A 22,045-nucleotide genomic window follows, 5' to 3' on the forward strand; every position below is an offset into this window, starting at 1 on the left:
CAATGAGCCCTCCACCACTACCACGTCTTCCTGGTCTGGGAATCCAGCGCGACACGAGCGCGGACGAACGCGCGGCGGCCGTCCGGCCCGCTGTTCCCGACGCTGACGTCCTTGGCTCCCCGGCCATGTTCCGGGGGCCGCGAAGGTCAGCTCTGGCTGTTCTGGCGGACCCGGAACAACAAACAGGCCTGCATCCGCCGGAACGGTTGCCGGAGCGTTCTCGGTAGCGGGCGCGAGCCACGCACCCGCGTTCGAAGTCCGCGGACGCGCTCCCGGGTGTGATGCGGGGGGGTGCCCCTATGTCTTTGGTCAAGGGAAACGAGGGTGCGTTGGGTCGGGGAGCCGTGCAGCATGTCGGGGTGGCTGATCTGCTGTGGGATGACGTGAGTTGTTTCTTCGACCCGGACTTGATGGGGTCGCTGCCGGATGTGCGTGTCCCGGATGTCTCGGTGGAGGACTGGCAGTCGGTTCTCGATCTTGTCGCGGAGAAGGGCTGGAGGTGCCAGTACTCCGAGGGAGAGACGGTGCTTCCGGTGCCCCGGGCGGAGGACGTGCTGTCGCGCCCGGCGGATGCCGAGTGCCCGGACCTGCGGGTCTGGCCGACTGCTGATGTGTTGGCGATCTTTCGTTTCCATGCCGACGATGAAGTCGACTTCGACGTTGACCTGCGGGAGTTGCAGGGCCAGGAGCGACTTGATGTGTTCTGCGGCTTCCTTCGGGAGATCGGGCGGCGGTTGGGTAAGCCGGTGCTGATGGATCCGGAGGGCGACTATGGCCATCCGGTGCTCGGCTTCGACGTCGAGGCTGATCGAGTCGTTCTCCTCGCAGAACCGCTGGTCAGGTGACTGAGGCCGACGGCTGAGGTTCATAGAAGGTGCCGTCGCGGAGCATCGCGAAGAGGACGTCGGCCCGGCGCCTGGCCAGGCAGAGCAGGGCCTGGGTGTGGTGCTTGCCTTGCGCGATCTTCCTGTCGTAGTAGGTCCGGGACGTGGGGTCGCCCAGGGCGGCGAACGCGGAGAGGAAGAAAGCCGGTTTGAGCTGCTTGTCTTACCTTCTCTCTGGGCCTGAACTGGTCATTCGTAGGATCGGTGAAGCCCAGGGGCTCCGGGTATGGCTCGTTGCTTGTAGCGGTTCGCATGGCTCAGGAAACTTGGCCGCCCGGAGCCCCGCGACGACTCGACCACCAATTGGGAAACGCGACTCGAGCGCTCTTGTAAGACAACGTCGGCGAGGTCGTCTGCGGGACCAGTGTGAGACGGCGAGCTGACGGAGGTAACCGTGCCCCAGATCTGGGCCGGAGTGGACATCGGCAAGAAGCATCACCACGCGGTGGTGATCAACGCTGAAGGCGAACGGCTGCTGTCCCGCCGGGTCCAGAACGACGAGACCGAACTGCTGCAGCTGCTCACAGACGTGCTTGAGATATCTGACGACGTGCTGTGGGCCATCGACATCAACACCGGCATCGCCGCCTTGTTCATCGGTATTCTGCTCAACCACAGCCAGCCCATTGCCTATCTCACCGGGCGGGCAGTGCACGTGGCATCGGCTACCTACCGCGGCGAAGGCAAGACCGATGCCCGCGACGCCTTCATCATCGCCGACCAGGCCCGCGTCCGACGCGACGTGAGCATGCTGCGGCCCGGCGACGAGATCGCTGTCGATCTGCGGCTGCTTACGTCCCGGCGTCTGGACGTCGTCTTCGACCGCACCCGCCAGATCAACCGGCTTCGGGCACAGCTTCTGGAGATCTTCCCGGGCCTGGAGCGGGCGCTGGACCTCACCAAGAAGGGCCCCATCACGTTGCTGACCGGGTTCCAGACGCCGGCTTCCCTTCGCCGGTTGGGTGTCAAGCGTCTGGAGACGTGGCTGAAGAACCGCAAGGTCGTCGGCGCCGCGGCTCTTGCTCGCAAGGCCGTGGAAGCCGCGCAGGCGCAGACGACTGCGCTGCCTGGTGAGGACCTGGCTGCCGAGCTCGTGGCCCGGCTGGCGAACGCGATCAAGGCTCACAACGAAGAGGTCGCTGAGCTGGACGCCCGGGTCGACGCCCGCTTTCGCCAGCACCGGGATGCCGAGGTGATCCTCAGCCTGCCCGGCATGGGCCCCACCCTAGGAGCGGAATTCATCGCCGCGACCGGCGGTGACCTGAGCACCTTCGGCAGCGCCGACCGCCTGGCCGGCTTCGCCGGCTTGGCTCCGGTGCCCTGGGACTCCGGAAATATCAGCGGCAACCTCAGGAGGCCCCGGCGCTACCACCGCGGCCTCCAGCGATCCATGTACATGTCCGCGCAAGTCAGCGTCTTCTTCTGCCCGGTCTCCAAGGCGTACTACGACAGGAAGCGCAAAGAAGGGAAAGGGCACAAGCAGGCTGTGCTCGCCCTTGCCCGCCGACGAACCAATGTCCTATGGGCCATGATCCGAGACAAGACGCCTTTTCAAGTCGCGCCTCCTCTCGCCGCAGTGGCTTGACATCGAGATTGGGAAGTTTCCTCTTCGGGAGGGCTGTTCGCCGCGGATGGAGGACCCGGAACTGCGGGTCGCCGGGGCGAGACCCGCGTAGGCGGCGAGGTGGGCGGCGGTCGGGAAGGTGCTGCCGTCGCCGACCTCGATCAGGATGCGGGCCCCGGTCCTGACGCCGACTCCCGGCATCGACGTCAGAACTTTGGAAAGAGGGTGTGCCTCCAGGAGTTCCTCGATCTGTCCGGCCAGCAGTTTGCGCTGGTCAAGCACGGCCGTCAGCGAGGCGGCGAGGCTCGGGACGATCAGTGCGGCTGCCTCGGTGCCGGGAACGGTGACGGTCTGTTCGTCCAGGGCGGTGAAGATGTCCTCGACCAAACGCTCGGCCATCCTCGGAGCCTTCGGCCGCAGCAGGGTGACCAGCCGTCGGCGGCCGGCCTTGCGGATCTGGGCTGGTGACCCGAACCGTTCCAGCAGAGTGAGGACGGCCGGGTGCTGCAAGCGCGGCCCCAGGGCCCGTTCCAGCGAGGGGTGGATCTGAGTGAGCAGGCCGTGCAGCCGGTTCGCGACCCGGGTGGCCTCGCCCGCCAGGTCGTCATCGAAGCCGACGATCATCTCCAGCTCGGCGATCGTCTCATCCTCGCCGTCAATCACCCGCAGGGTGTGGGGCATCGCGCGGGCGGCGTCCGCGATGATGAACGCGTCCTTCGCGTCCGTCTTGGCCTCGCCCGGGTAGAGGTCAGCGATCCGCCGCATTGTCAGCCCCGGCAGATAGGCGACCGGGCAGCCCATGTCCCTCGCGACCGCCAGCGGCAGTGCCCCGATCGAAGCCGGCTGGTCGACCACGACCAGCACCGTTCCGTGCTTGGCCTGGAGCTTCGCGAAGAGCTCGCGGAGTTTGGGCTCGGCGTTGGGCAGGCGCTTGTCGAACGCCTTCTTTCCGGCTGGGGTGACGGCGGTGGCGTGGTGTTCGCCCTTGCCGACGTCCAGGCCGAGGAAGACGTCGATGTCGCCGGTGTCGATCACGTGCAGGCCCCTCCATCACGCTTTCGTCCGGCCTTGCCAGGGCACCGAGCCGCCACATCCACGTTACGGAGAGCTCTTCCGGCTCGGGTGAAGCCGGTGCTCAAGCCCCTCATCAGCGGTCCGTCGATGCCTCCGGACCCGGTGACACCACCCCCCGGATCATGAACAACAGGAGGGGGAAGTCATGCCGGGCCCGAAGGCCAGAGGCCCCATTGCGGAGCCGCGAAAAAGGTAACGGGGGGGGAGGGGAGCCATTCACGCTGCCCGTTTGCGAGGCCTTCCCGTATCACGGCGGCGTCAGAGTTCATCTTCGAAGGGCGTCGGCGTGCACGCTCGGCAGGGACAGGCGGCGCGCGAGCACGTGGTGTATCTCCCGAGTCCAACTGCCCGGCAAAAAGGCTGTGCTGCGATGCAACCTGCCTCCGAGCCCGTGCGTATTAGAGGCGATACCGCACCTCACCCGGGGGATTACATGTACGTGAACCGTTCGGCCGGTCAGACCGCCGGCCGTTTCGGCGCTGTTGTCGTGGCCTGTGCGGCCCTGTTCTCGGCCGCCGGCTGTTCCACGGATGCGGGTTCCGGCATCAGGGTGGCCGCTGACACGCCGTATGCACGGGCCTCCACCGCGGCGGCCGACAAGGCCGCAGGCGGGCACAACGACGGCGCGGGCAAGGCGTCCGGTGCACGCCCGGCTCCGTCGGTGCCGGAGCCCGCCGTGCTTGCGCAGGCGCGGGTGAACATATCCGACGGCCAGACGGTCGGAGTGGGCATGCCGATATCCGTCACCTTCTCCCAGCCGGTCCCCGCCGCCGAACGCAAGGGCGTGGAGAGCTGGCTGCGCGTACAGACCTCGTCCGGCACGAGGGGCGCGTGGAGCTGGGTGAAGGACCACAACCTCCTGGACGGGCAGCGCGTCGACTTCCGCCCCAGCACCACCTACTGGCAGTCCGGCACCCAGATCACCCTCAGTCTCGGCTCGCACGGCGCCCGCCGCTTCACCATCGGCCGGTCGCTGCTCGCCACGGTCGACGCGAAGACGCACATGATGACCGTCCGCACCGGCGGTACGGCACAGCGCATCCAGGTCACCACCGGGGCGCCGGGGACGGACACCTGGAACGGGACGATGGTCGTCATGGACAAACAGCCCAAGGTGTACATGGACTCCCGCACCGTGGGCCTCGGTGACACCTACCATGGCTACTACTACTGGGCCGTGCACCTGACGACGTCGGGGACGTATGTACACCAGAACCCGCGGGCGAACACCGAGGCCGGACACCGTAATGTCACCCACGGCTGTGTCGGCCTCGCCTCCAACGGCACCGCCCAGCGCTTCTACGACCGGGTACGGGTCGGCGACGTCGTCACGGTCACCGGGGCGGACAAGGACACCGTCGCCGCCGGCAACGGCTACGGCGACTGGAACCTGACCTGGAAGCAGTGGCTCGCGCACAGCGAGACCGGTGCCACCACGACCGCATGACCTCCATCGCGCCGGCCCTGCGCCACACGCGCCCCGCGCCGTAAGAAGAGAGCACGACAAGGTGACCGAGGACGAGTTCGACCTCTTCTACACGGCTGCCTGCCCACGTCTGGTGGGTCAGCTGTACGCCCTGACGGGCGACTACGCCGAAGCCCAGGACGTGGTCCAGGAGGCGTTCGCACGCGCCTGGGAGCGGCGTTCGTCCGTCCTGAACGGCGACCGGGATCCGGAGGCGTGGATCCGCACGGTGGCACACCGTCTGGCGATGAGTCACTGGCGCCGGGCGCGTCGCTGGTGGGAGCTGGTGCGGGGCGAGTCCGCGCCGCGGCCGGTGCCCGAACCGAACCCGGACCATGTGGTGTTGGTCGCCGCTCTGCGGCGTCTGCCGGAGGTCCAGCGGATCGCGATCGTGCTGCATCACCTGTGCGATCTGAGCGTGGAGCAGATAGCCACCGAGACCGGTGCGGCGGTCGGCACCGTCAAGGCACGCCTGTCACGCGGCCGTACGGCACTCGCCGCTCACCTGGTGAGCGAGGAAATCCACTCCACGGAGGAAGCCTGTGTCTGACCAGCTACCACCGCATCCCCTGACCGAGGCGGAGCTGTCGGCCCGGCTCCGTGGCCTGGCCGCGCAGGGCGCGGCACCGGCCACAGGGGCGCAGGCGAGGAGCCGGGCGCAACGCCGCCGCAGCAGCAAGCGCGTTGTGCTCTCCACCACCGCGCTGGCGGCGGCGGCCCTCACCGTCGTCACCTCCGGCGCCCTCCGCTCCGCCACCGAGGCGGCCGCACCCCCTGCGGCGTCCGTGTCCCGCACTCCCACACCCGTCCCGTCCCCGACGCCCGTCCAGCGGGTGACGATCGACCTGGACGCTCACACACTGACCATCAAGGGCAGGAGGTTCCCCATCAGCGGGGTGCAGGACAACTGCCCGATCGGCGAGAGGGCAGTCACGGTCACCGCCAAGTACCCCACCCTGACCATGCCCCCCAACAAGTACACCAGGCTGACCAAGTATGTGGACGTCAGGCAGTGGGCGGTCACCTTCACCGACCGCCGTCACCACGAGCGGCTGCTGATGTGGGCGCTGGACCCCTCCGCCGGTCTCAACAGCATCGGTCACAACTCCGGCGCCGGCTCCGTCGCCCTCTCACCCCGGGACGGGAAGTGGGTGTATGACGCCATCAAGCCCGGCGCACGTGTGGAGATCAAGGGTCGGCAGGCCGCGAGCGCGGACCCGGACTCCGTGTGCTACGACCGCCAGCCGGTCATCGGTGACCACTGATGCCGAACCGGCAGCGTGACGCGGGTACTCCGACCGTACTGGCCCTAGGCTGCGCGAATATCAAGCCGGTGACCGCCGGGGTATCGATGCAAGCAGGAGGCCGCCGCCCCTGCTGACCCGCCCGGCTCTCGCGCTGTCCCTGCCCGGCTGTCCGCTCAGCCGTCACACCCTGCATCATGCACAGCCAACGACCGGCCGGAGACCAGGTCAATTACCCGCACGGGCACATGATGATCTCCGGCTGAGTACATGAGTGATGGCTGATGCAGCGCATTTTACTTTCCTTTACTCAAGTCCCCCAACTCCTGAAAGCTTCGAACCCCGATGGCTGAAATAACTGCCAAGACACCCGAGAAAACTTTCCTTCCGGGCGGCCGGCGCCGACACCGCAAGCCGAGACAGAATGGCACGGGGGCCGACCTGCGCCGGTCCCTCGTCCTCGCCATGGCCGTGCCCGTGGCGTCCGCCGCCCTGGCGGGTCCGTCCGCCTTCGCCGCCGACAACGGCGTCGGGGCGACGGCCAAGACCCGCGACCTGGACACCGGCGACCGGCAGATGGCCAAGAACCTGAAGACCCGGGTACTCGATCAGCGGCTGGGCTCGAACGTGAGCGGTGTGGTCCTCGACGCGGACTCGGACACCACGATCTGGGGCCACAACGCCTCCACCGCGCTGATGCCGGCGTCCAACGCCAAGCTCGCCACGTCGACCGCCGCCCTGACCGTGCTCGGCCCGCGCCACCGGTTCACCACGAAGGTCGTCTACGGCAACGGCACCCTGACCCTCGTCGGCGGCGGCGACCGCACCCTGACCACCGCCGACCTCGCCGAACTGGCCAAGCCCGCGGTCGCCGGGCTCAAGGCCGCGGGCCGGACCACCGTGAAGGTCGCCGTCGACGACAGTCTGTTCCCGAAGCCGACCCTGGCCAAGGGCTGGAACAACGGGTACTACCCCGACACCGTCGCCCCGGTCCGCGCGCTGGTCGTCGACGGGCACGGTGTCCAGGACACCTCCGTCGACGCCGGGCAGGTCTTCGCCAGGCAACTCACCGCGCACGGCGTCACGGTCGTCGGCGACGTCACCCGCGCCACCGCGAGCCCGACCGACGTACCCGTGGCCCAGCACAGGTCGGCGCGGCTGTCGGACATCGTGCACACGATGCTCAAGCGCAGCGACAACAACATCGCCGAGACCCTGCTGCGGATGACGGCTCTGGCCGCGGGGCGCCCGGCCACCTTCGAGGGCGGCACCGAGGTCGTGCGCGAGGTGCTGAGCCGGGTGTACGGCGTGTCGCTCGACCACTTCGAGCTCTACGACGGCAGCGGCCTGTCCCGGGCCGACCGCATCCCGGCCGCCACCCTCGCGCAGATCCTCGAACTGCTCACCGAGCCCCGCTACGCGCACACCCTCGGCTCGATCCTGGACGGGCTGCCCGTGGCCGGCGAGGCCGGCAGCACGCTCGGCCCGGAGTACGGCCGTTTCAACGACCCCGATTCCCAGTGCGCGGTGGGCAAGGTGCACGCCAAGACCGGCACCCTCACCGGCGCCATCGCCCTGAGCGGTCTGACGCAGGGCAAGGACGGCACGTGGAAGGTGTTCTCCTTCGTCGAGAACGGCTCCACGGCCGACCCGAACGCCATCAAGGACGCCATGGACGGCCTCGCCGCGACCGTCAACGGCTGCTACGCGTAAGGGATTCAGCCTCGGCACTGGTGGGCTCTGACATCCCCTCTGCTGCCGCTTCCGCCGGTTGAGAGAACGAGAGGAACGGGGGAGGGGCGTCACACCGGGCATTATCCAGCTCGTTGACAGGCCACGAGGCCTCCTCAGGTGCGATCGTCTCTGCAACACGGCGAACCTATGTGGTCACAGCACCAGCCACGTCCACGGCCGTCGCCTTCCACGCAGGGACCGGACAGCTGGACCTGCGTCCGCCTCGCCCGCCGGCCACCCAGTTGCGGCTGATCACGGCACAGATCGTCGCTACGGCGAACCACTCAGTCGGCACCGACGCGGTGCGCCATCCGGGGTCTGCCCGCCAGCGCCCCGCCCGACGCAGCCCGCCCTGTCCGCGGCGGCTCGCTCCAAGGCGCCGGTGAAATCCCGGGAGACGGCGTCCGCGGGCTACAACGAAGCCCTCGCCGCGCAGTCCGCCGCGCCCCCGAGCCGCATCGACCCGCCCATCGGGGAAGCGGTGGAGGGCCAGAGGCGCGCGCTCAGCCTGCGAGTGCTTCCCGAGCTGGACGACGTCCCGGCCGATGAGCCGACCACGATCGAAGCGGCACGCGAGGTGCTGTGCACCCGTCTTGCCCGTTTCCGGCAGTCCGGGCACTGGTCCGGACAAGCGGTGGACACCGCCTCCACGACCAGGATGCCGGAGGATTCGGTGACGCGCCCCACTGAACCTGTTTCATCCTGTCTCGGCAGGGTGAGAGCGTTGGTCAGTGAGGAGGTGTAACCGGAGTTCGTGACCGGTAGTCCTCGATTCCTCTTGGCGGCGTTCTGGTCGGTGCGCCGGGCGCAGTCCGCTGCGGGCGGTGGCGTCGGCCGCGATGACGCCGTTTCCCTGTGGCCGTCTACGCTCGGGCACATGCGTGTGCTGGTGGTGGAGGATGACCGGGAGCTTGGCCGGGTGGTGCTGTCGGGTCTGCGGTCGGCCGGGTTTGCGGTGGATCTCGCGGATCGGCTGGCGGAGGCGGATCTCAAGCTCGCTGTCAGTGCCTACGACTGCCTGGTGGTCGACCGGGGCTTGCCCGACGGGGATGGGCTGGTTCTGGTTCGGGGCCTGCGCCGGGCGGGTGCGCGGGTTCCCGTGCTGATGCTCACGGCGATGGATGCTGTGGCGGAGCGCGTGGCCGGGTTCGATGAGGGCGCCGACGACTACGTGGTCAAGCCCTTCGCGTTCGCGGAGCTGGCCGCGCGCGTCGGTGCGCTGTGCCGGCGAGCCGAACAGCCCCGCCCACCCGTGGCGATGGTCGGTGACCTCGAAGTGGACCTGGCTCGACGCCGGGTGCGGCGTTCAGGCGTCCTGCTGACGCTCACCGCCAAGGAGTTCGCGGTTCTGGAACTTCTTGTGGCCCGGGTCGGGCAGGTGGTGCCACGCACCGACCTGATCGAGTGCTGCTGGGACGAGATGGCGGAACCGATGTCGAACGTGGTGGACGCGGTGATCGCGCAGCTGCGTCGCAAGCTCGGCGCGCCGGCGGTGATCGGCACCGTGCGCGGTGTGGGGTTCGTGATCGACGCCGGGGAGGGGCCGGTGACCGGTGGACCGGTGGACCGGTGATCGCCGACAGCCCGGCGGCGTCGCGGTTGAAGCGGCTGCGGTGGATGCTGACTTGCCTGTTCACGTTGACCACCACCGTGTGTCTCGTCGCTCTGGCCGCAGTCGCGGTGGCGATCGATGCGCGATCGCGCACCGATGCCCTGGACGGCGATCTCAACCGGCGGGCGACGGGCTTGGCTCGCGCGGTCTACTACGACCAGGGCGTACTGCACTTGGGACCGCTGCGCGAGGACGACCTGGTCCAGGGCCCGGCCGCGGTGGCGGTGGTGGAGTGGGACGCGGCGGACCGCGCGCGGCAGCGCTTCGCCCGGCGCCCCGCGCTGCTGCCAGGACTGGCCGGGCTGAGCGAGACCGGTGGGCGGGCCAGAGACGACCAGGAGACTGTCGTGGAGCGGGGCACCGCCGCCGATGGACGGACCGTCCGGCTGGCGGCAGCACCCGTGTGGGACGACGACCGGATCGGTGCGGTGGTCGTCGCCGTCGGTGACCCTGCGGCGGGGCAACGCGACCATGACCGTCTCGTGCGGTGGCTCGTCCTCGGCGGTCTGGGGCTTGTGGCGGCGGCGGCCGGTGCCGGCCATCTGTTGTCGGGACGGAGCATGCGTCCTGCGCTGCGGGCCCTGGACCAGCAGGAGCAGTTCCTGTCCGAGGCCGCACACGAGCTGCGCACCCCACTGGCGACGCTCAGGCTGGTCACGGAGGCCGGTATGCGGTCACCGGGGGAGTCCGCCGAGGCGCTGGGCGACGCGACTCGGCTGGTGGATCAGATGGGGCGGCTGGTGGCCGGCCTGCTGGCCCGTGCGCGGGTACAGGTCGGCACGCAGCGGGTGGAGCGGACGGCGCTTCGGCTCGACCAGGTGGTCGAGCAGGCCGTCGACGAACTACCGTTGTCGGGCGCCGAGGTGACGGTGCGGGCCGAGCCCACGGTCGTGCACGGCGATCCCGAGCTGCTGGCCCAGGCGGTGCGCAATCTCATCGACAATGCCCTCAAGCACGGAGCTGCTCCAGGAGAGCGGGCCCGGGTCGATGTGGTGGTCGCGGAGGGCAGGGTCGCCGTGCGCGATTACGGTCCGGGTGTGGCCCCGGCCGCGCGGGAGCGGGTCTTCGACCGGCGGGCGGCAGGACCTGGAGGGGGTACGGGGATCGGGCTGGCGATTGTGCGGTGGGTGGCCGATCTGCACGCCGGCACCGCGCGCATCAGCGACGCCCCCGGAGGCGGGGCCGTAGCCGAACTGGTCATCCCGCAGGAATCAGCCGGTCCTCCCGTGTGACGCGGTGATGGGGCATGGGTGATGCCGGCTGTGCGGGCCGCCTCACGATTTCCTCATGATGCCGTCGGCAGCCTTCAGGCATGTCCCCGCAACGCAATCGCGCGATCATCCTGGCCGCTGCCGGTGTCGCCACCGCCGTCCTCGCTGTCTCCTGCTTGCCGCGATCCCATCCCGGAGCCGACCCGACCGCCGACCTGGCCGCCGGTCCGCCCGCCGCCGTGGTCCGCGTCGACCAGGTCGGCTACGCACCCGGCGAGGCCAAGCATGCCTACCTGATGACGTCCCGCCCTGTCACCCGGGCGCCCTTCCGGGTGCTCGACGGCTCCGGCAAGGAGGTGCTGTCCGGCACGGCCGGGCCCTCCACGGGGCGATGGAGCAGTACCTACAAGTCCGTCCACACCCTGGACCTGTCCCGCCTCACCGCTCCCGGCGACTACCGGGTGGAGGTCACCGGTTCGCTCCACGCGACCTCGCCGAAGTTCCGTGTGGCGCCCGCCGACGAGCTGTTGGACAAGGTGGTCCAGGACAATGTCCGCTTCTTCGCAGCTCAGCGCGACGGAGCCGATGTCGACGCCGACGTACTGCGGCGCAAGCCCTCGCATCTGACCGACCGGCAGGCCACGCTCTATGACACCCCCGCCTACGACGAAGACGCCGAGCGGCTGCTCGAACCTCTCAAGCCCGTGGGCGGCCCGGTCGATGTCTCCGGCGGTTGGTTCGACGCCGGCGACTTCCTGAAGTTCACGCACACTGCCTCGTATTCCACCGCGAGCCTCCTCCTGGCTCAGCGCACGACCCCGGCCGGTGGTGAGAAGCTGGCCGAGGAGGCCCGCCACGGGCTGGACTGGCTGGACAAGATGTGGGACGGCTCCTCCGGCACCCTTTACGTCCAGGTTGGCATAGGCGTGGGCGACACCGACGACGGCAGCGGCAAGGTGCGTTCCGATCACGACGTGTGGCGGCTGCCCGAGGCTGATGACGCGATGCGGGTCCGGCCCGGCGACCCCGACTACACGATCAAACACCGGCCGGTCTTCCGTGCCGCCCCTCCCGGCGAGCCCATCAGCCCCAATCTCGCGGGCCGGGTCGCCGCGGCCTTCGCGCTGGCCGCGCAACTGGATGCCGAAGACGACCCGGAGCGGGCCAGCACGGAAATGGAGAAGGCTGCCCAGATCTACGCACTTGCCGACACCTCGCCGAAGGGGCAGCTGGTCACCGCATTTCCCCACGGTTTCTACCCCGAGTCGTCCTGGGAGGACGACATGGAGTTCGGCGCCGCGGAACTGGCCCTGGCCGGCGAGGCTCTGGGAGACGACCGGACACAGGAGTGGTCGCGGCAGGCGGGCCACTGGGCCAAGCAGTACCTGAGCTCGGACAACCTCGGCACTCTCGGGCTGGGCGACGTCAGCGCCCTGGCACACGCCGATCTTGCGAAGCTGATCGACGACGGCCGGCCGAGCGGCGAGGTCGGCCGCGAGCGTCTGGTCGCCGACCTGAAGCGGCAACTCGAGGACGGCAAGGCTCGCGCAGCCCGGGATCCCTTCCGAGCGGGTGCCGACTACACGGACTTCGACTCTGTGCCCCACGCCTTCGGCCTGGCCACCACCGCGCAGCTGTACCACCGGGTCACCGGCGACTCCCGTTACGACAGCTTCGCCACCCAGCAGCGCAACTGGGCGCTGGGCGCCAACGCCTGGGGATCGTCTTTCGTCATCGGAGAAGGATCCACCTTCCCGCACTGCCCGGAGCACCAGGCCGCCAACCTCGCAGGCAGCCTCACGGGCAAGGGCGACATCCTCGTAGGCGGTGTGGTCAACGGCCCCAACGAGGCAGCCAAGCTCAGGGAACTCAACTCCTTCCCGACCATGCGCCCGTGCCCGACCCGAGCGAGCAACCCCTTCTCCGCCTTCAATGGCCACGGGGGTGGCTATATGGACAACGTCGGCGCCTGGCAGACCGTCGAGGCGGCCGACGACTTCACGGCTACCGCGTTGCTGGCGTTCAGCCTCTCGACAGGGCCCGAGGACAACGAACCCAGTGAACGCTTCTCATCCTGATCGCGAGGCGATCTCGATGACGTGGACCTGCCGTGACAGGCAGGCTTGGATCACACCGTGTGCGCGGGCCGCGATGCGGTCGGTGGCGATCAGGGTGCCGTTGAGGATCTGGGTCGGCCGGAAGCGGGCTTGTGGCGTACAGCCTCACGCCGGACGTCGAGCCGGAGCCGTCTGCATAGGTCATCGAATGGCGGACCACGGTGGCGTGATACGTCGTCATGAACTGACAGCTGAGCAGTGGTTGATACTGCAGGCCGCGACTGGGCGGCCCGCAGCGAGGACGGACAGGTCGTCAACGGGAGTGCCGTCCAGCCGCTTGCCGCCGGCGGGGGACAGGGCGACGGCGAAGGCGGCGGTGTCGTGGTCGCATCCGGCGCCGGCTCAGTCGGGGGGTTTCGCGTTCCGCACGGCGGCCGACCTTGGGGCGTTTGAAGCCTCCTTCCGTAAGACGGCTCCGAACGGTCAAGACCCTTCATCTGTCGTGCAGCATCACTCAAAAGGCTGATGACCTGTCTGCATGTCAATCACCTTCTCGTGTTCGTGGCACACGGTGCGGCTCGTTTCGAGTGACGACGCCGATCAAGCCCTGAGGACGTAATCTCCCTGGTCAGTACCGGGATAGAGCCGTTCCCGTTCGCGTGTGGCATGGAACCGCCACTACTCCTCGAAGCCCCCGTAGTCGATCACGGCGCGGAGGGCGAGGACGCTTCAGCGCCCTCGACGCTCCACCGTGAGCCGGTGATGTCGAAGCGGTCGACGATCAGATGCCGGCAGGTGCCCTCCACCACCCCGGTCGCGATCGGCCACCCCTGCTCCAGTGCCTGGACGTAGCGCAGGTAGGGCCCCTTGTTCGCCAGGTAGCGCACGCACTCTTTCACCCCGCCGCGCCGCTCGGCCGCGAGGCGGTGCTCGTCGGCTGGACGCCTTCCGTGTTTCCCAGCCCGTGCCGCTCGAGCCGGATCGCTCCCGGATGGCCTGCCTCGGGGCCGTCAGTCGTGCCCGAAGCCCGGGCCGGATAGTCTGCGCCGTACCTGACATACGAGGGGCCAGGATGAAGCACGGGATCATACGAACAGCCGCACGCGTGTTGCGTCAGCGCCCTGGTCTCCTCTGTTTTCCCGCTTTGGGCCTCGTGACCGTTGCGTTGGTCCTGGCGGCCTCCTGGCCGTTGCTGCTGCAAGAGGTTTGGCACCGGGCCGGGCGCGGCCAGGCTCCGACCCAGGCTCAGTCCGCCGCGATGGGACTCGTGCTGTGGGTCGCCTCCGCGCTCAACAGCGTCTTCACCGCAGCCCTGCTCCACTCCGTACACACACTCCTGGGCGGCGAACGCCTCCCGCTGGGCGCCTCGCTGCGCGCGACCGGCCGGCGTGTGCCCACCCTGATCACCTGGAGCCTGTTCTCGCTGGTAGCCGGTTCGCTGCTGCGGACTGGAGAGTCCCTGGCCGGTCTTTCGACGCTCTTCGAACTGCTCGGGTTCTCCTGGTCATTGCTGACCTTCTTCGTACTCCCCGTCATCGTCGTCGAAGGAACCGGACTCGTGACCAGTCTGCGCCGGTCACTCGCGCTCGGGCGCCACTCGCTCGGCCAGTGGGTCGCGGGCGGTCTCAAGCTCTTCATCACGACCGCACTGGTCGTCATCGGCGCGATCGTGGTGCTGATCCTTGCGGTAGAGTCCGACAGCCTGGCCGTTCTCTTCGCCACCTTTGCGGCGGTCGTGGCCTTCTTCCTACTCGTCGCCGTCGTCAACTCCGCCGCTTCCGGCATCTACCGGACCTCTCTGTACCGCGAGGCGGTCACTGCGGCCGGCCCGACCAGTCACTAGCTTGATCTTTACCGCAGCCCCGTCCTCTACGTGCCCTGCGAGTAGTGGGAAGGTGGAGGGGGCCTGCAGCGATCGTGTTGGTCCTCGGCTGCAAGTCTTTCACTCGCCGTAGAGAGGATCGACCGTGACCTCGGAGCACGACATGCTGTGGCGTCGCTGCGCACACCTGGGCCGGGTCCTGCTGCCGCTGGTGGACGAGGAGCCGTGGCGGCAGGCTCGTCGCCGCGAGCGCCTGCGGGCCTGGGGCATCAACATGGTGGATGGCGAGCGCCTGATCGAGGTCTTCGCGGCCGTAGCCGCCCACGCCGTCGCGGTCGACACTTCTGTGTCCGCCGCAGACCTTGACGCTCTACCGGTGAGTGCGGTGGCTGACGCGGCGACCGGCAAGCGCGACTTTGAACTGCTCGCCGGGCTCCCGGAAACCTTCGCCGACGAGCGAGACGAACTGGGCGTCAACGTCTTCCGCCTGTACACCTACAAGGGCGGGCAGTTCAGCCGTCGGCTCTCCCAGCTGAGCTCGGAACTGCGCTACGTGCTGGTCACCCTGGCCGAACGCTTGCCGACGGCGTCCCCCACGTGTGGAGATGTCTTCCGCCGGGCGGCCGAGGCCGACCTGCCGCCGTGGTCGGTCGGGTGACAGCCTGGGGTGGCAGGACGGGAGCCGGACGGTCTTCCTGCGAGGCGGGGTTGTGCTTCAGCGGTCCCGTCGGCTCGGCGAGGTCCTGGTAGAGGGCACCGCCCTCGTGCGTGAAGCAATTGAGGCCCCCCATGCCGCTCGTTCGCCGGCGGACGCTGGAGCACGAGGAAGCGGCTACGCCGTCTCCTGGCCCTCGCCGTCCCAGCTGCCGAGGGCGTGCTTGAGCTGGGAGCGGACATCGGGACGCTCGGGGCCGGCGCCCCCGTTCCAGAGTGCGTGGGTGACGATCGCGACGGCGAGGTCGCGCTCCTTGCCCCGCAGGGCCGTGACCTCCTTCTGCCCCTGCTCCGCCCAGCCCGGCGAGGCCCGGTAAGAAGGGGACGTGCTCAGCCAGTGGCCGTCAGGGCGCTGCCAGGCCTCGATCGGCCGCCACGGAGTACGGCAGCTCCGGACCAGGGTGTCCAGGTCGGAGAGCGCACGGTGTCGAGGCCCTCCTGCAACTGGAGCAGATCGTCGGGGTATTTGAACGCCACGCCCCCCAGGAGAACGGCGGCCGACTGCCCGGCGGCCTCGGCGCCTGGCGGCTCGCGGGAGTCTGTCCACAGGTGATCCGTGGTCCCTGGAACCATGAGCGATCAAGAGCACCAGCAGCTGGCTTTGTTTACGAGTCGCGTCGTCAGTGGTTCACGGGTGTCTTCTGCCAACCAATCGAGGCGTTTGACATCGAACCCAGCCGTTTCGTCGTGCGGGGCGAGTGCGCTGAGGGCGTTTGCATGGCTGTACTGGCTGGGATGGAAGGTGCCGGGCCGTACGTCGAGGTGTCGTACGGGGATGCCCTTCATCGAGCCAGTGCGGACGGCGCGGGAGGGGAACGGCGGGCCGCCTTCCCGGAACAGCCGTGTCGTTCCGGGGAAGGCAGTCGATCAGCGTGCGGTGCTCTTGCGTCGGCTAGCGGACGACGTGGACGGTCACTGGCGTGGAGGTGCGGTCCGTCTTCGCGTGCTGGTGGTGCTTGTCGGTCGCGTACAGCACGGATCGGAACTGCAGATCGCCCGTGTGCGTGGCCTTGACGTTTGCGCGCGCATCGCCGTTGAAGCTCTGTTTGACGGCGTGCCAGTGGCCCCAGTGGCCGGGTTTGCCGGATCGCTCCTGTATGACGAGCGTGGTGTACTGCTCGGCGTCGTCGTCACCCTGGCCGTGTACCTTCACCACGTGGCCGGCATGCGCGGTGTGGGGGGTGGCCTGAATCGAGATGTCACTCTTCGCGAACGCCGGGGATACCGCCAGTGTTGCCGAGGCCACACCCAGCGCGCCGACTACCGCGAGCCGCTTCATGCCAAGCTTCATGCTCGGGTCTCCTTGGATCTCTTCGTTCCCTTTGCAGCAACTAGGGTTCATAGCTGCTCAATTGACGCACATTCACCGAAGAAGAGCAGTTGGAGCGCCAAGAAGTTGGCCCCCGAATGTCACTACCTCGTAACTGATGTCGGATGAAAGCCGGTCATAGCGAACCGGCCGGCCATAACGGTCCGCCCGCTCAGCAGTGACGAGAGCGGCCGGCCACCGCTCGCCCCGCAGGGCGAGCTCTTCATTCAGGTTGTTCGACTGTGTTCGAGCCGGAGTGGGACGAGTGTGGCGCGGGCGATCCGGGTGATGGCCGCGGGGTCGAGGCTGACCCGGCGCAGGGCCTTGAAGGTCACCTTCAGCAGCGCGTTGGCGCGTTCGGCGACGGCATGGACGCCGCGGATCACTGCATTGAACGCCTGGTCGGGCTGGGTGAGTTCGCCGCCCTTGGGCTTCTTGACCGGGTGGCGGAGGCCGTCACCGATGTTCTCGTAACCGAGGTCGGTCAGGGGGGACGCCCAGCGTGGCGGCGAGCTGGTTGAGGGCGTAGATGAGGCCGTGTGCGCGGGTGCAGGTGGTGTCGTGCCCGCGGCCCGGCCGGACCGGGGAGACCCACAATGGCCAGCCGTCCGGGGCCGAGATGACCTGCACGTTCCCTCCGTGGTGCTTGTGTTTCCCAGACCACCACAGGTCCGCTCCGTTGGGACCGACGGCGGCCACGCGGTCGGTGCGGATTACGGTGCCGTCGTCCAGGTTGAGGTGGGTGTAATCGGCCGTTGCCGCGCGCTCCAGCGTGGCGGACAGATCGGGCGCGTGGTATCGGCCAGAACGGTCAGTCCCTCGTGCAGGTAGCGGTAGGCGGTGGGGGTCGAGATGCCGTTGTCCCGGGCGAGCTGGACCAGCCGGTGCCGTCGACGAACCAAATCCTGGACGCCACGTGGAGCCTCTAGTCGTACGGAACGTGATCTTCGCAGACCCGTTCCTATCAGGGGCGTCACATGCATCTGACGCTAAAACACCACTCGCCATTCCACGGACAGTCACGCACCGCAACCGTCACATGGTCGAGGAGACCTCAAAGTGGCGTTCGTCGATCGTACTCACGGGAACCGCTTTGCGATCGCCGCCGCGATCGCGTCCGGTGCGTGTTCCTGGATGAAGTGCCGCGCGCGCGGCAGCTCGACTACGTCGAGGTCGGTGAAGGCGGCACGCATTCGCGGGATACAGGCGTTCGGACGGAACACCACGTCCCGCATTCCCCACACCAACAGGGCCGGCTTGTCGCCGAGCAGGACGGGCACGTCTCGGGCGAGTTGGTCCAGTAGCGGGTGTGCGGCGCGAATTTCCTTGGGCATCATGGCGAGTCCGCGCCGGGCTTCCGCAGTGGGCTGCACCGCGCGATAGTGGTCGGCCTCGGCCGCGGTGAGCTTGCGCCCCAGTTCTGAGAGGGTGTTCTGCAGTAATTCACCCTTCTCGTAGCTGTTGACGGCATGTTGTCTGGTTTGCGGTCTTGCGGTTCGCTGTCGCTGCGGTGTGCTGGTGGACGTGGGTGAGCGCCCTCCGTACCCGAGCGACCTGTCGGACGAAGCCTGGGAGCTGATCCGGCCGGTCATCACCGCTTGGAAGGCCCGGCACCCCTCGGTCAGCGGGCACGAGGGGCAGTACGCGATGCGGGAGATCGTGAACGCGATCCTCTACCAGGCCCGCACCGGCTGCCAGTGGCGCTACCTGCCGCACGACCTGCCGCCGAAGAGCGCGGTGTACTACTACTTCGCCAAGTGGCGCGACAACGGCACCGCCGAGACCGTCCACGACCTGTTGCGCTGGCAGGTCCGCGAGAGCCGGAAGCGGCATGAGGACCCCACCGCAGTCGTGATGGACTCCCAGACCGTGCGGGCCTCGATGAACGCGCCGAAGGAGACGACCGGGCTGGATCCGGGGAAGAGAAGCCCGGGCCGCAAGAGAGGCATCGTCACCGACGTACTCGGCCTGGTCATCGCGGCCGTCGTGGTCGCGGCCAGCGTCCCCGACAACGCGATCGGCATCACCTTGCTGGACAAGGTCGCAGCCTGCGCGCCCACCGTGACGAAGGTATGGGTGGATGCTGGCTTCAAGAAGGCCGTCGTCGAGCACGGCGTCCGCCTCGGCATCGACGTCGAGATCGTCCAGCGCAAGCCCGGCGCGAGAGGGTTCGCGCCGCAGCCCAAGCGGTGGGTGGCCGAGCAGACCCTGGGCACCCTCATGCTCCACCGACGTCTCGCACGTGACTATGAGGCGCGGCCGGCTAGCTCGGTGGCAATGATCCACTGGTCCATGACCGACGTCATGCTCCGCCGCCTCACCCGCACCTCCACCCTGACCTGGCGTGACCCGCCGGCCTGGCACGCAGCACCCCCGACCAGCGGGAGCGTCGATGAGGGAACTCCTGGAAAAGATCGAGACCCGGCAGCATCTCGTCCGCGAGACGGCCGAACGGCTTCGTGATCAGATCGCTCGTCTCACCGAGCAACTTGGCGCAGCGGAAGAGACCTTGAAGCGTTTGGAGACCACCCGGGAGACCATCTTGGAACTGGCCGCCGAAGACGGCACCTCGCCACCCGAACGGCTGCCTCCCGGATACCGCGAGATCCTGGCGCTCTTCGAGCAGACCGCAGAGGGACTCCGCGCCAAGGAGGTCAGCCGGGCGCTCGGCCTCGGCACCGAGGCACGCCACACCGAAAACACCCGCGCCAAGCTGAAACGCCTGGTGACCCGCGACATCCTCACCGAACCCGAGCCGGGGCTGTTCACCCTGTCCAAGGCAACACCAGCCACCTCAGAGACCAACTCAAGCTGAAACTCCGCGAACTCTCGCAGAGCACTCTCTCAGGGGCCGGCCAGTCGGCCTTGGGACATCGGTACGGTGATTCGGTGAGAAGGATCGTGCACGGCGGTGGGGCCCATGCGACGAAGTGGTGACCCTGTTGGTAAAATCGCGAGGGTCTTCGTGACGTCGGTCTGTGCGAGCCCGTTGGGGTTGTACAGACCATCGTCGTGATCAGGAACCATTCCATGGGCGCCGCCATCAACCTCACCCGCCTCTCCGCCTGGCTCACCGGCATACCCAAACTGTGATCGCAGTGCTGGCTGGTCGATTCAGAAAGCGGTTCGGAAGTCACGACCCACAGGGCTCTACCGCCCCACATTCCAAGGAGAGACCGCCGTCGCTCGCGGCAACGCGCTCAGGGATCCGTCTGTGCGCCCCTGCGCGGGAGGCGCACTTGACGTGCCTCCCGACGCATACTCATGCCGCCCGGACTGATGGGCACTCAGCAACTGGAGATACGGGCATGAGAGTTCTGCACACGACCCGGCACGGCAGGATCGCACAGAGGCGGTGGATCAGGACAGCCCGCCGCACCCCCGACGGTGGCGCCATCCGGCGCATCCGCACCGCACCGTTCCTTGCCGGAGCCTTCGTCCTGGCCGCGGGAATGACCCTCTTCGCCCCGACCACCGCACAGGCGGCCGTGGCATGCACCGAGACGGCGCTGATCAACGCCATCAACACCGCCAACTCCGCCGGCGGGGGCACCGTGGTCCTGACGAAGGACTGTACGTACACCCTCACCACGTCCCACGGCATCGACACCGACGGGCCGGACGGACTGCCGACCATCACCACCGCCATCACCCTTTCCGGCAACAACAACATCATCACCCGCTCAACGGCCGGCGGTACCCTCCCCTTCCGCATCGCCAAGGTCGCCTCCACCGGCAACCTCACCCTCAAGGGGAACATCACGCTCAGCAACGGTCTCGCCGGAACTGACGGCGGTGGCATCCTCAACGACGGCACGGTGACCCTCACCGCCAGCACCCTCACCGGCAACACCGCCCTGGGCAAGGGCGGCGGCCTGTCCAACGCCGACATCAGCGCCCCCGCCACCGGGGCAACGGCGACGTTCACCGGCAGCACCGTGTCCAACAACACCGCCACAGGCAGGGGCGGCGGCATCTACAACGGCATCCGAAGCACGCTGACGACCACCAGCAGCTTCGTCAACGGGACGAACACCGGGTCGCAGGGCGGCGGCATCGCCGCCATCGAATCCACCGCGACCACCCTGACCAGCACCCCGGTCAGCACCAACCACGCCACCCTCAATGCCGGCGGCGTCTACCGCGAAAACGGCACGATGACGGTCACCACCTCCCCGATCTCCGGCAACACCCCTAACAACTGCACCGGCAGTTCCCCCGCAGTCCCCAGCTGCACCGGCTGACCACACACCCACCAGCCCTCACCAACAGGTAAGAGAACCGGCCGGGCCGCCCGCAACCCGTGAGGCCGGCCCGGCTCCCTTGCGTCCGGACAGGACCAGGCGTAAGCGCACCCCGCGGATCTCCCATCACCCCAGCCTGACGCCTGGGCTCCACCAGGATCGTGGGAAGAGCGGTCATCACGCCGACAGTCGGTCGACGTCGCGGCGGCGACCCCCATCCGGATCGGTTACGCGCGCTGCTCGACCGCGCAGCAGGAACTCCAGTCCCAGCTCGACGCGCTCGAACCAGTCTGCAGGCGGACGTGCTCCGAGAAGATCTCCACCCGGGTCAAGACGCGGCCGAAACTGGAAAGGCGCTCAGGCTCGCCCCGACCCACACCACCCGCGCAGGACCCTACATCAACCTGAAACCCGACGAACCATCACGGAACGCCCTCTGAGAGCAGGACGCGCTCAACGAGGAAATTCTGTTCGAGTATCCGCCGCTGCATCGGACGGCTGTCCATGATCACGCTGAAAGCCCGATTCGCCATCGCTTCGGTCGGCCAGAACGAGGTGTTGCCCAGCACGATCTTCCTCACCCGATCCGCGCGCGCAGTGACCGCGCCCAGACCGATGGGTCCGCCCCAATCCTGTCCCATCAGAACGAAGCCGTCGAGCTGCAGGTGATCGATCAGCTCGCCGAGGACCGCGGTGTGCTCGGCGATCGTGTAGCCGAAACCCGCAGGACGTTCGGACAATCCGAAACCCAGATAGTCGACGGCGACACACCGGTACCGGTCGCGCAGGTCCTTCACGTTATGACGGTATAGGAAACTCCACGTCGGAGCGCCATGACAGAGCAGGAGCGGCGGCCCAGTTCCCTCGTCGATGTAGTGAACCCGGCCGACGGACGAGTCGAACCAGCGAGACTCGAAGGGGTACAGACTCCCGTCGGGAACGAAGTCGATCAGCATTGGCCCTCCCCTTCGAGAAAGACTACCTCTGGTGCACCCGACCTCATGAATTCATGGGCGGGCCGGTGCTGGTGACAGAATGTGAGCTGGATAAGGGAAGGGTGTCTTGACCTGTGATGATAGCTCCTCTAATAGGACTCCGTTAGGTCTGTCTT

At 68.1% G+C, this 22,045-nt stretch carries 17 protein-coding genes and 5 pseudogenes; 15 read left to right on the top strand and 7 right to left on the bottom strand.

Annotation, left to right across the window (positions count from 1 at the left end; genetic code table 11):
* Positions 1-359: 359 nt before the first annotated feature.
* On the top strand, positions 360-845 hold the full coding sequence (locus AQI88_RS38635) for a hypothetical protein (protein WP_208616020.1): 486 nt from the start codon (positions 360-362) through the stop codon (positions 843-845).
* Here AQI88_RS38635 and AQI88_RS45495 read toward each other — a convergent pair.
* Positions 838-1,047, bottom strand: a pseudogene (locus AQI88_RS45495) (IS110 family transposase); the annotation flags it as partial. The gene AQI88_RS38635 and the pseudogene AQI88_RS45495 sit on opposite strands and share 8 nt — an antisense overlap.
* A gap of 231 nt (positions 1,048-1,278) precedes the next feature.
* Between AQI88_RS45495 and AQI88_RS38640 the strand changes: the two are divergent.
* On the top strand, positions 1,279-2,469 hold the full coding sequence (locus AQI88_RS38640) for an IS110 family RNA-guided transposase (protein ID WP_067009503.1): 1,191 nt from the start codon (positions 1,279-1,281) through the stop codon (positions 2,467-2,469).
* 15 nt (positions 2,470-2,484) lie between these two features.
* Here the strand turns inward: AQI88_RS38640 and AQI88_RS38645 are convergent.
* A pseudogene (locus AQI88_RS38645) lies at positions 2,485-3,483 on the bottom strand (IS110 family RNA-guided transposase); the annotation flags it as partial.
* Positions 3,484-3,955: 472 nt separating this feature from the next.
* On the opposite strand from AQI88_RS38645, the gene AQI88_RS38650 reads away from it, so the two are divergent.
* The 7 genes from AQI88_RS38650 (at position 3,956) to AQI88_RS38685 (ending at position 12,866) form a co-directional block, all read left to right on the top strand.
* Positions 3,956-4,969 (top strand): L,D-transpeptidase, encoded by a 1,014-nt coding sequence (locus AQI88_RS38650; protein WP_079058088.1) that lies wholly within the window; start codon positions 3,956-3,958, stop codon positions 4,967-4,969.
* Between the two features lie 61 nt (positions 4,970-5,030).
* Positions 5,031-5,537: a SigE family RNA polymerase sigma factor gene (locus tag AQI88_RS38655; RefSeq protein ID WP_067009504.1), complete on the top strand. Its 507-nt coding sequence runs from the start codon at positions 5,031-5,033 to the stop codon at positions 5,535-5,537.
* Positions 5,530-6,252 carry a L,D-transpeptidase gene (locus AQI88_RS38660; RefSeq protein ID WP_159050502.1) on the top strand — a complete coding sequence of 241 codons (723 nt, stop codon included), beginning with the start codon at positions 5,530-5,532 and terminating at the stop codon, positions 6,250-6,252. The genes AQI88_RS38655 and AQI88_RS38660 overlap by 8 nt, the downstream gene beginning before the upstream one ends.
* Before the next feature lie 324 nt (positions 6,253-6,576).
* Positions 6,577-7,944, top strand: coding sequence for a D-alanyl-D-alanine carboxypeptidase/D-alanyl-D-alanine endopeptidase (gene dacB / locus AQI88_RS38665; protein WP_067009508.1), 1,368 nt, complete (start codon positions 6,577-6,579; stop codon positions 7,942-7,944).
* Positions 7,945-8,842: 898 nt separating this feature from the next.
* Positions 8,843-9,538: a response regulator gene (locus tag AQI88_RS38675; protein ID WP_067009514.1), complete on the top strand. Its 696-nt coding sequence runs from the start codon at positions 8,843-8,845 to the stop codon at positions 9,536-9,538.
* A 65-nt stretch (positions 9,539-9,603) separates the two neighbouring features.
* Entirely contained in the window at positions 9,604-10,809 is a 1,206-nt protein-coding gene (locus AQI88_RS38680; protein ID WP_159050503.1) for a sensor histidine kinase, read from the top strand.
* An 80-nt stretch (positions 10,810-10,889) separates the two neighbouring features.
* On the top strand, positions 10,890-12,866 hold the full coding sequence (locus AQI88_RS38685; protein WP_067009517.1) for a glycoside hydrolase family 9 protein: 1,977 nt from the start codon (positions 10,890-10,892) through the stop codon (positions 12,864-12,866).
* A gap of 704 nt (positions 12,867-13,570) precedes the next feature.
* On the opposite strand, the pseudogene AQI88_RS38690 reads toward AQI88_RS38685, so the two are convergent.
* Positions 13,571-13,735: pseudogene (locus AQI88_RS38690) on the bottom strand (ISKra4 family transposase); the annotation flags it as partial.
* A gap of 263 nt (positions 13,736-13,998) precedes the next feature.
* Between AQI88_RS38690 and AQI88_RS38695 the strand changes: the two are divergent.
* Both AQI88_RS38695 and AQI88_RS38700 read left to right on the top strand, forming a co-directional pair.
* Complete coding sequence (locus AQI88_RS38695; RefSeq protein WP_159050504.1) at positions 13,999-14,688, top strand: DUF6159 family protein; 690 nt, start codon at positions 13,999-14,001, stop codon at positions 14,686-14,688.
* 124 nt (positions 14,689-14,812) lie between these two features.
* The gene (locus AQI88_RS38700) at positions 14,813-15,325 is read left to right on the top strand and encodes a hypothetical protein (RefSeq protein WP_067009526.1); all 513 of its coding nucleotides are present in this window, start codon (positions 14,813-14,815) and stop codon (positions 15,323-15,325) included.
* 948 nt (positions 15,326-16,273) lie between these two features.
* Here the strand turns inward: AQI88_RS38700 and AQI88_RS38705 are convergent.
* The 3 genes and pseudogenes from AQI88_RS38705 to AQI88_RS38715 all read right to left on the bottom strand — a co-directional run bounded on the left by AQI88_RS38705 (position 16,274) and on the right by AQI88_RS38715 (position 18,063).
* Positions 16,274-16,672: a hypothetical protein gene (locus AQI88_RS38705; RefSeq protein ID WP_067009529.1), complete on the bottom strand. Its 399-nt coding sequence runs from the start codon at positions 16,670-16,672 to the stop codon at positions 16,274-16,276.
* A 245-nt stretch (positions 16,673-16,917) separates the two neighbouring features.
* Positions 16,918-17,591: pseudogene (locus AQI88_RS44265) on the bottom strand (HARBI1 family protein); the annotation flags it as partial.
* Between the two features lie 178 nt (positions 17,592-17,769).
* Complete coding sequence (locus AQI88_RS38715; protein ID WP_208616022.1) at positions 17,770-18,063, bottom strand: hypothetical protein; 294 nt, start codon at positions 18,061-18,063, stop codon at positions 17,770-17,772.
* A gap of 151 nt (positions 18,064-18,214) precedes the next feature.
* On the opposite strand from AQI88_RS38715, the pseudogene AQI88_RS38720 reads away from it, so the two are divergent.
* The 4 genes and pseudogenes from AQI88_RS38720 to AQI88_RS44270 all read left to right on the top strand — a co-directional run.
* A pseudogene (locus AQI88_RS38720) lies at positions 18,215-19,036 on the top strand (IS5 family transposase); the annotation flags it as partial.
* A 46-nt stretch (positions 19,037-19,082) separates the two neighbouring features.
* Positions 19,083-19,505 carry a hypothetical protein gene (locus tag AQI88_RS38725; protein WP_067009532.1) on the top strand — a complete coding sequence of 141 codons (423 nt, stop codon included), beginning with the start codon at positions 19,083-19,085 and terminating at the stop codon, positions 19,503-19,505.
* Positions 19,506-19,998: 493 nt separating this feature from the next.
* Positions 19,999-20,934, top strand: a complete 936-nt coding sequence (locus AQI88_RS38730) for a hypothetical protein (protein WP_067009535.1) — start codon at positions 19,999-20,001, stop codon at positions 20,932-20,934.
* Positions 20,935-21,156: 222 nt separating this feature from the next.
* Entirely contained in the window at positions 21,157-21,342 is a 186-nt protein-coding gene (locus AQI88_RS44270) for a recombinase family protein (RefSeq protein ID WP_317931126.1), read from the top strand.
* A gap of 14 nt (positions 21,343-21,356) precedes the next feature.
* On the opposite strand, the gene AQI88_RS38735 is transcribed toward AQI88_RS44270, so the two are convergent.
* Positions 21,357-21,890 carry an alpha/beta fold hydrolase gene (locus AQI88_RS38735; protein WP_244184542.1) on the bottom strand — a complete coding sequence of 178 codons (534 nt, stop codon included), beginning with the start codon at positions 21,888-21,890 and terminating at the stop codon, positions 21,357-21,359.
* Between the last annotated feature and the right edge of the window lie 155 nt (positions 21,891-22,045).

Source organism: Streptomyces cellostaticus, assembly GCF_001513965.1.
In the GTDB taxonomy this organism is placed as follows: domain Bacteria; phylum Actinomycetota; class Actinomycetes; order Streptomycetales; family Streptomycetaceae; genus Streptomyces; species Streptomyces cellostaticus.

Coding starts and splice junctions, on each gene's coding strand:
- AQI88_RS38650 (WP_079058088.1), top strand. CDS start 3,956: ATGTACGTGAACCGTTCGGCCGGTCAGACCGCCGGCCGTTTCGGCGCT.
- dacB (WP_067009508.1), top strand. CDS start 6,577: ATGGCTGAAATAACTGCCAAGACACCCGAGAAAACTTTCCTTCCGGGC.
- AQI88_RS38675 (WP_067009514.1), top strand. CDS start 8,843: ATGCGTGTGCTGGTGGTGGAGGATGACCGGGAGCTTGGCCGGGTGGTG.
- AQI88_RS38685 (WP_067009517.1), top strand. CDS start 10,890: ATGTCCCCGCAACGCAATCGCGCGATCATCCTGGCCGCTGCCGGTGTC.
- AQI88_RS38705 (WP_067009529.1), bottom strand. CDS start 16,672: ATGAAGCTTGGCATGAAGCGGCTCGCGGTAGTCGGCGCGCTGGGTGTG.
- AQI88_RS38725 (WP_067009532.1), top strand. CDS start 19,083: ATGAGGGAACTCCTGGAAAAGATCGAGACCCGGCAGCATCTCGTCCGC.
- AQI88_RS38730 (WP_067009535.1), top strand. CDS start 19,999: ATGAGAGTTCTGCACACGACCCGGCACGGCAGGATCGCACAGAGGCGG.
- AQI88_RS38735 (WP_244184542.1), bottom strand. CDS start 21,890: ATGCTGATCGACTTCGTTCCCGACGGGAGTCTGTACCCCTTCGAGTCT.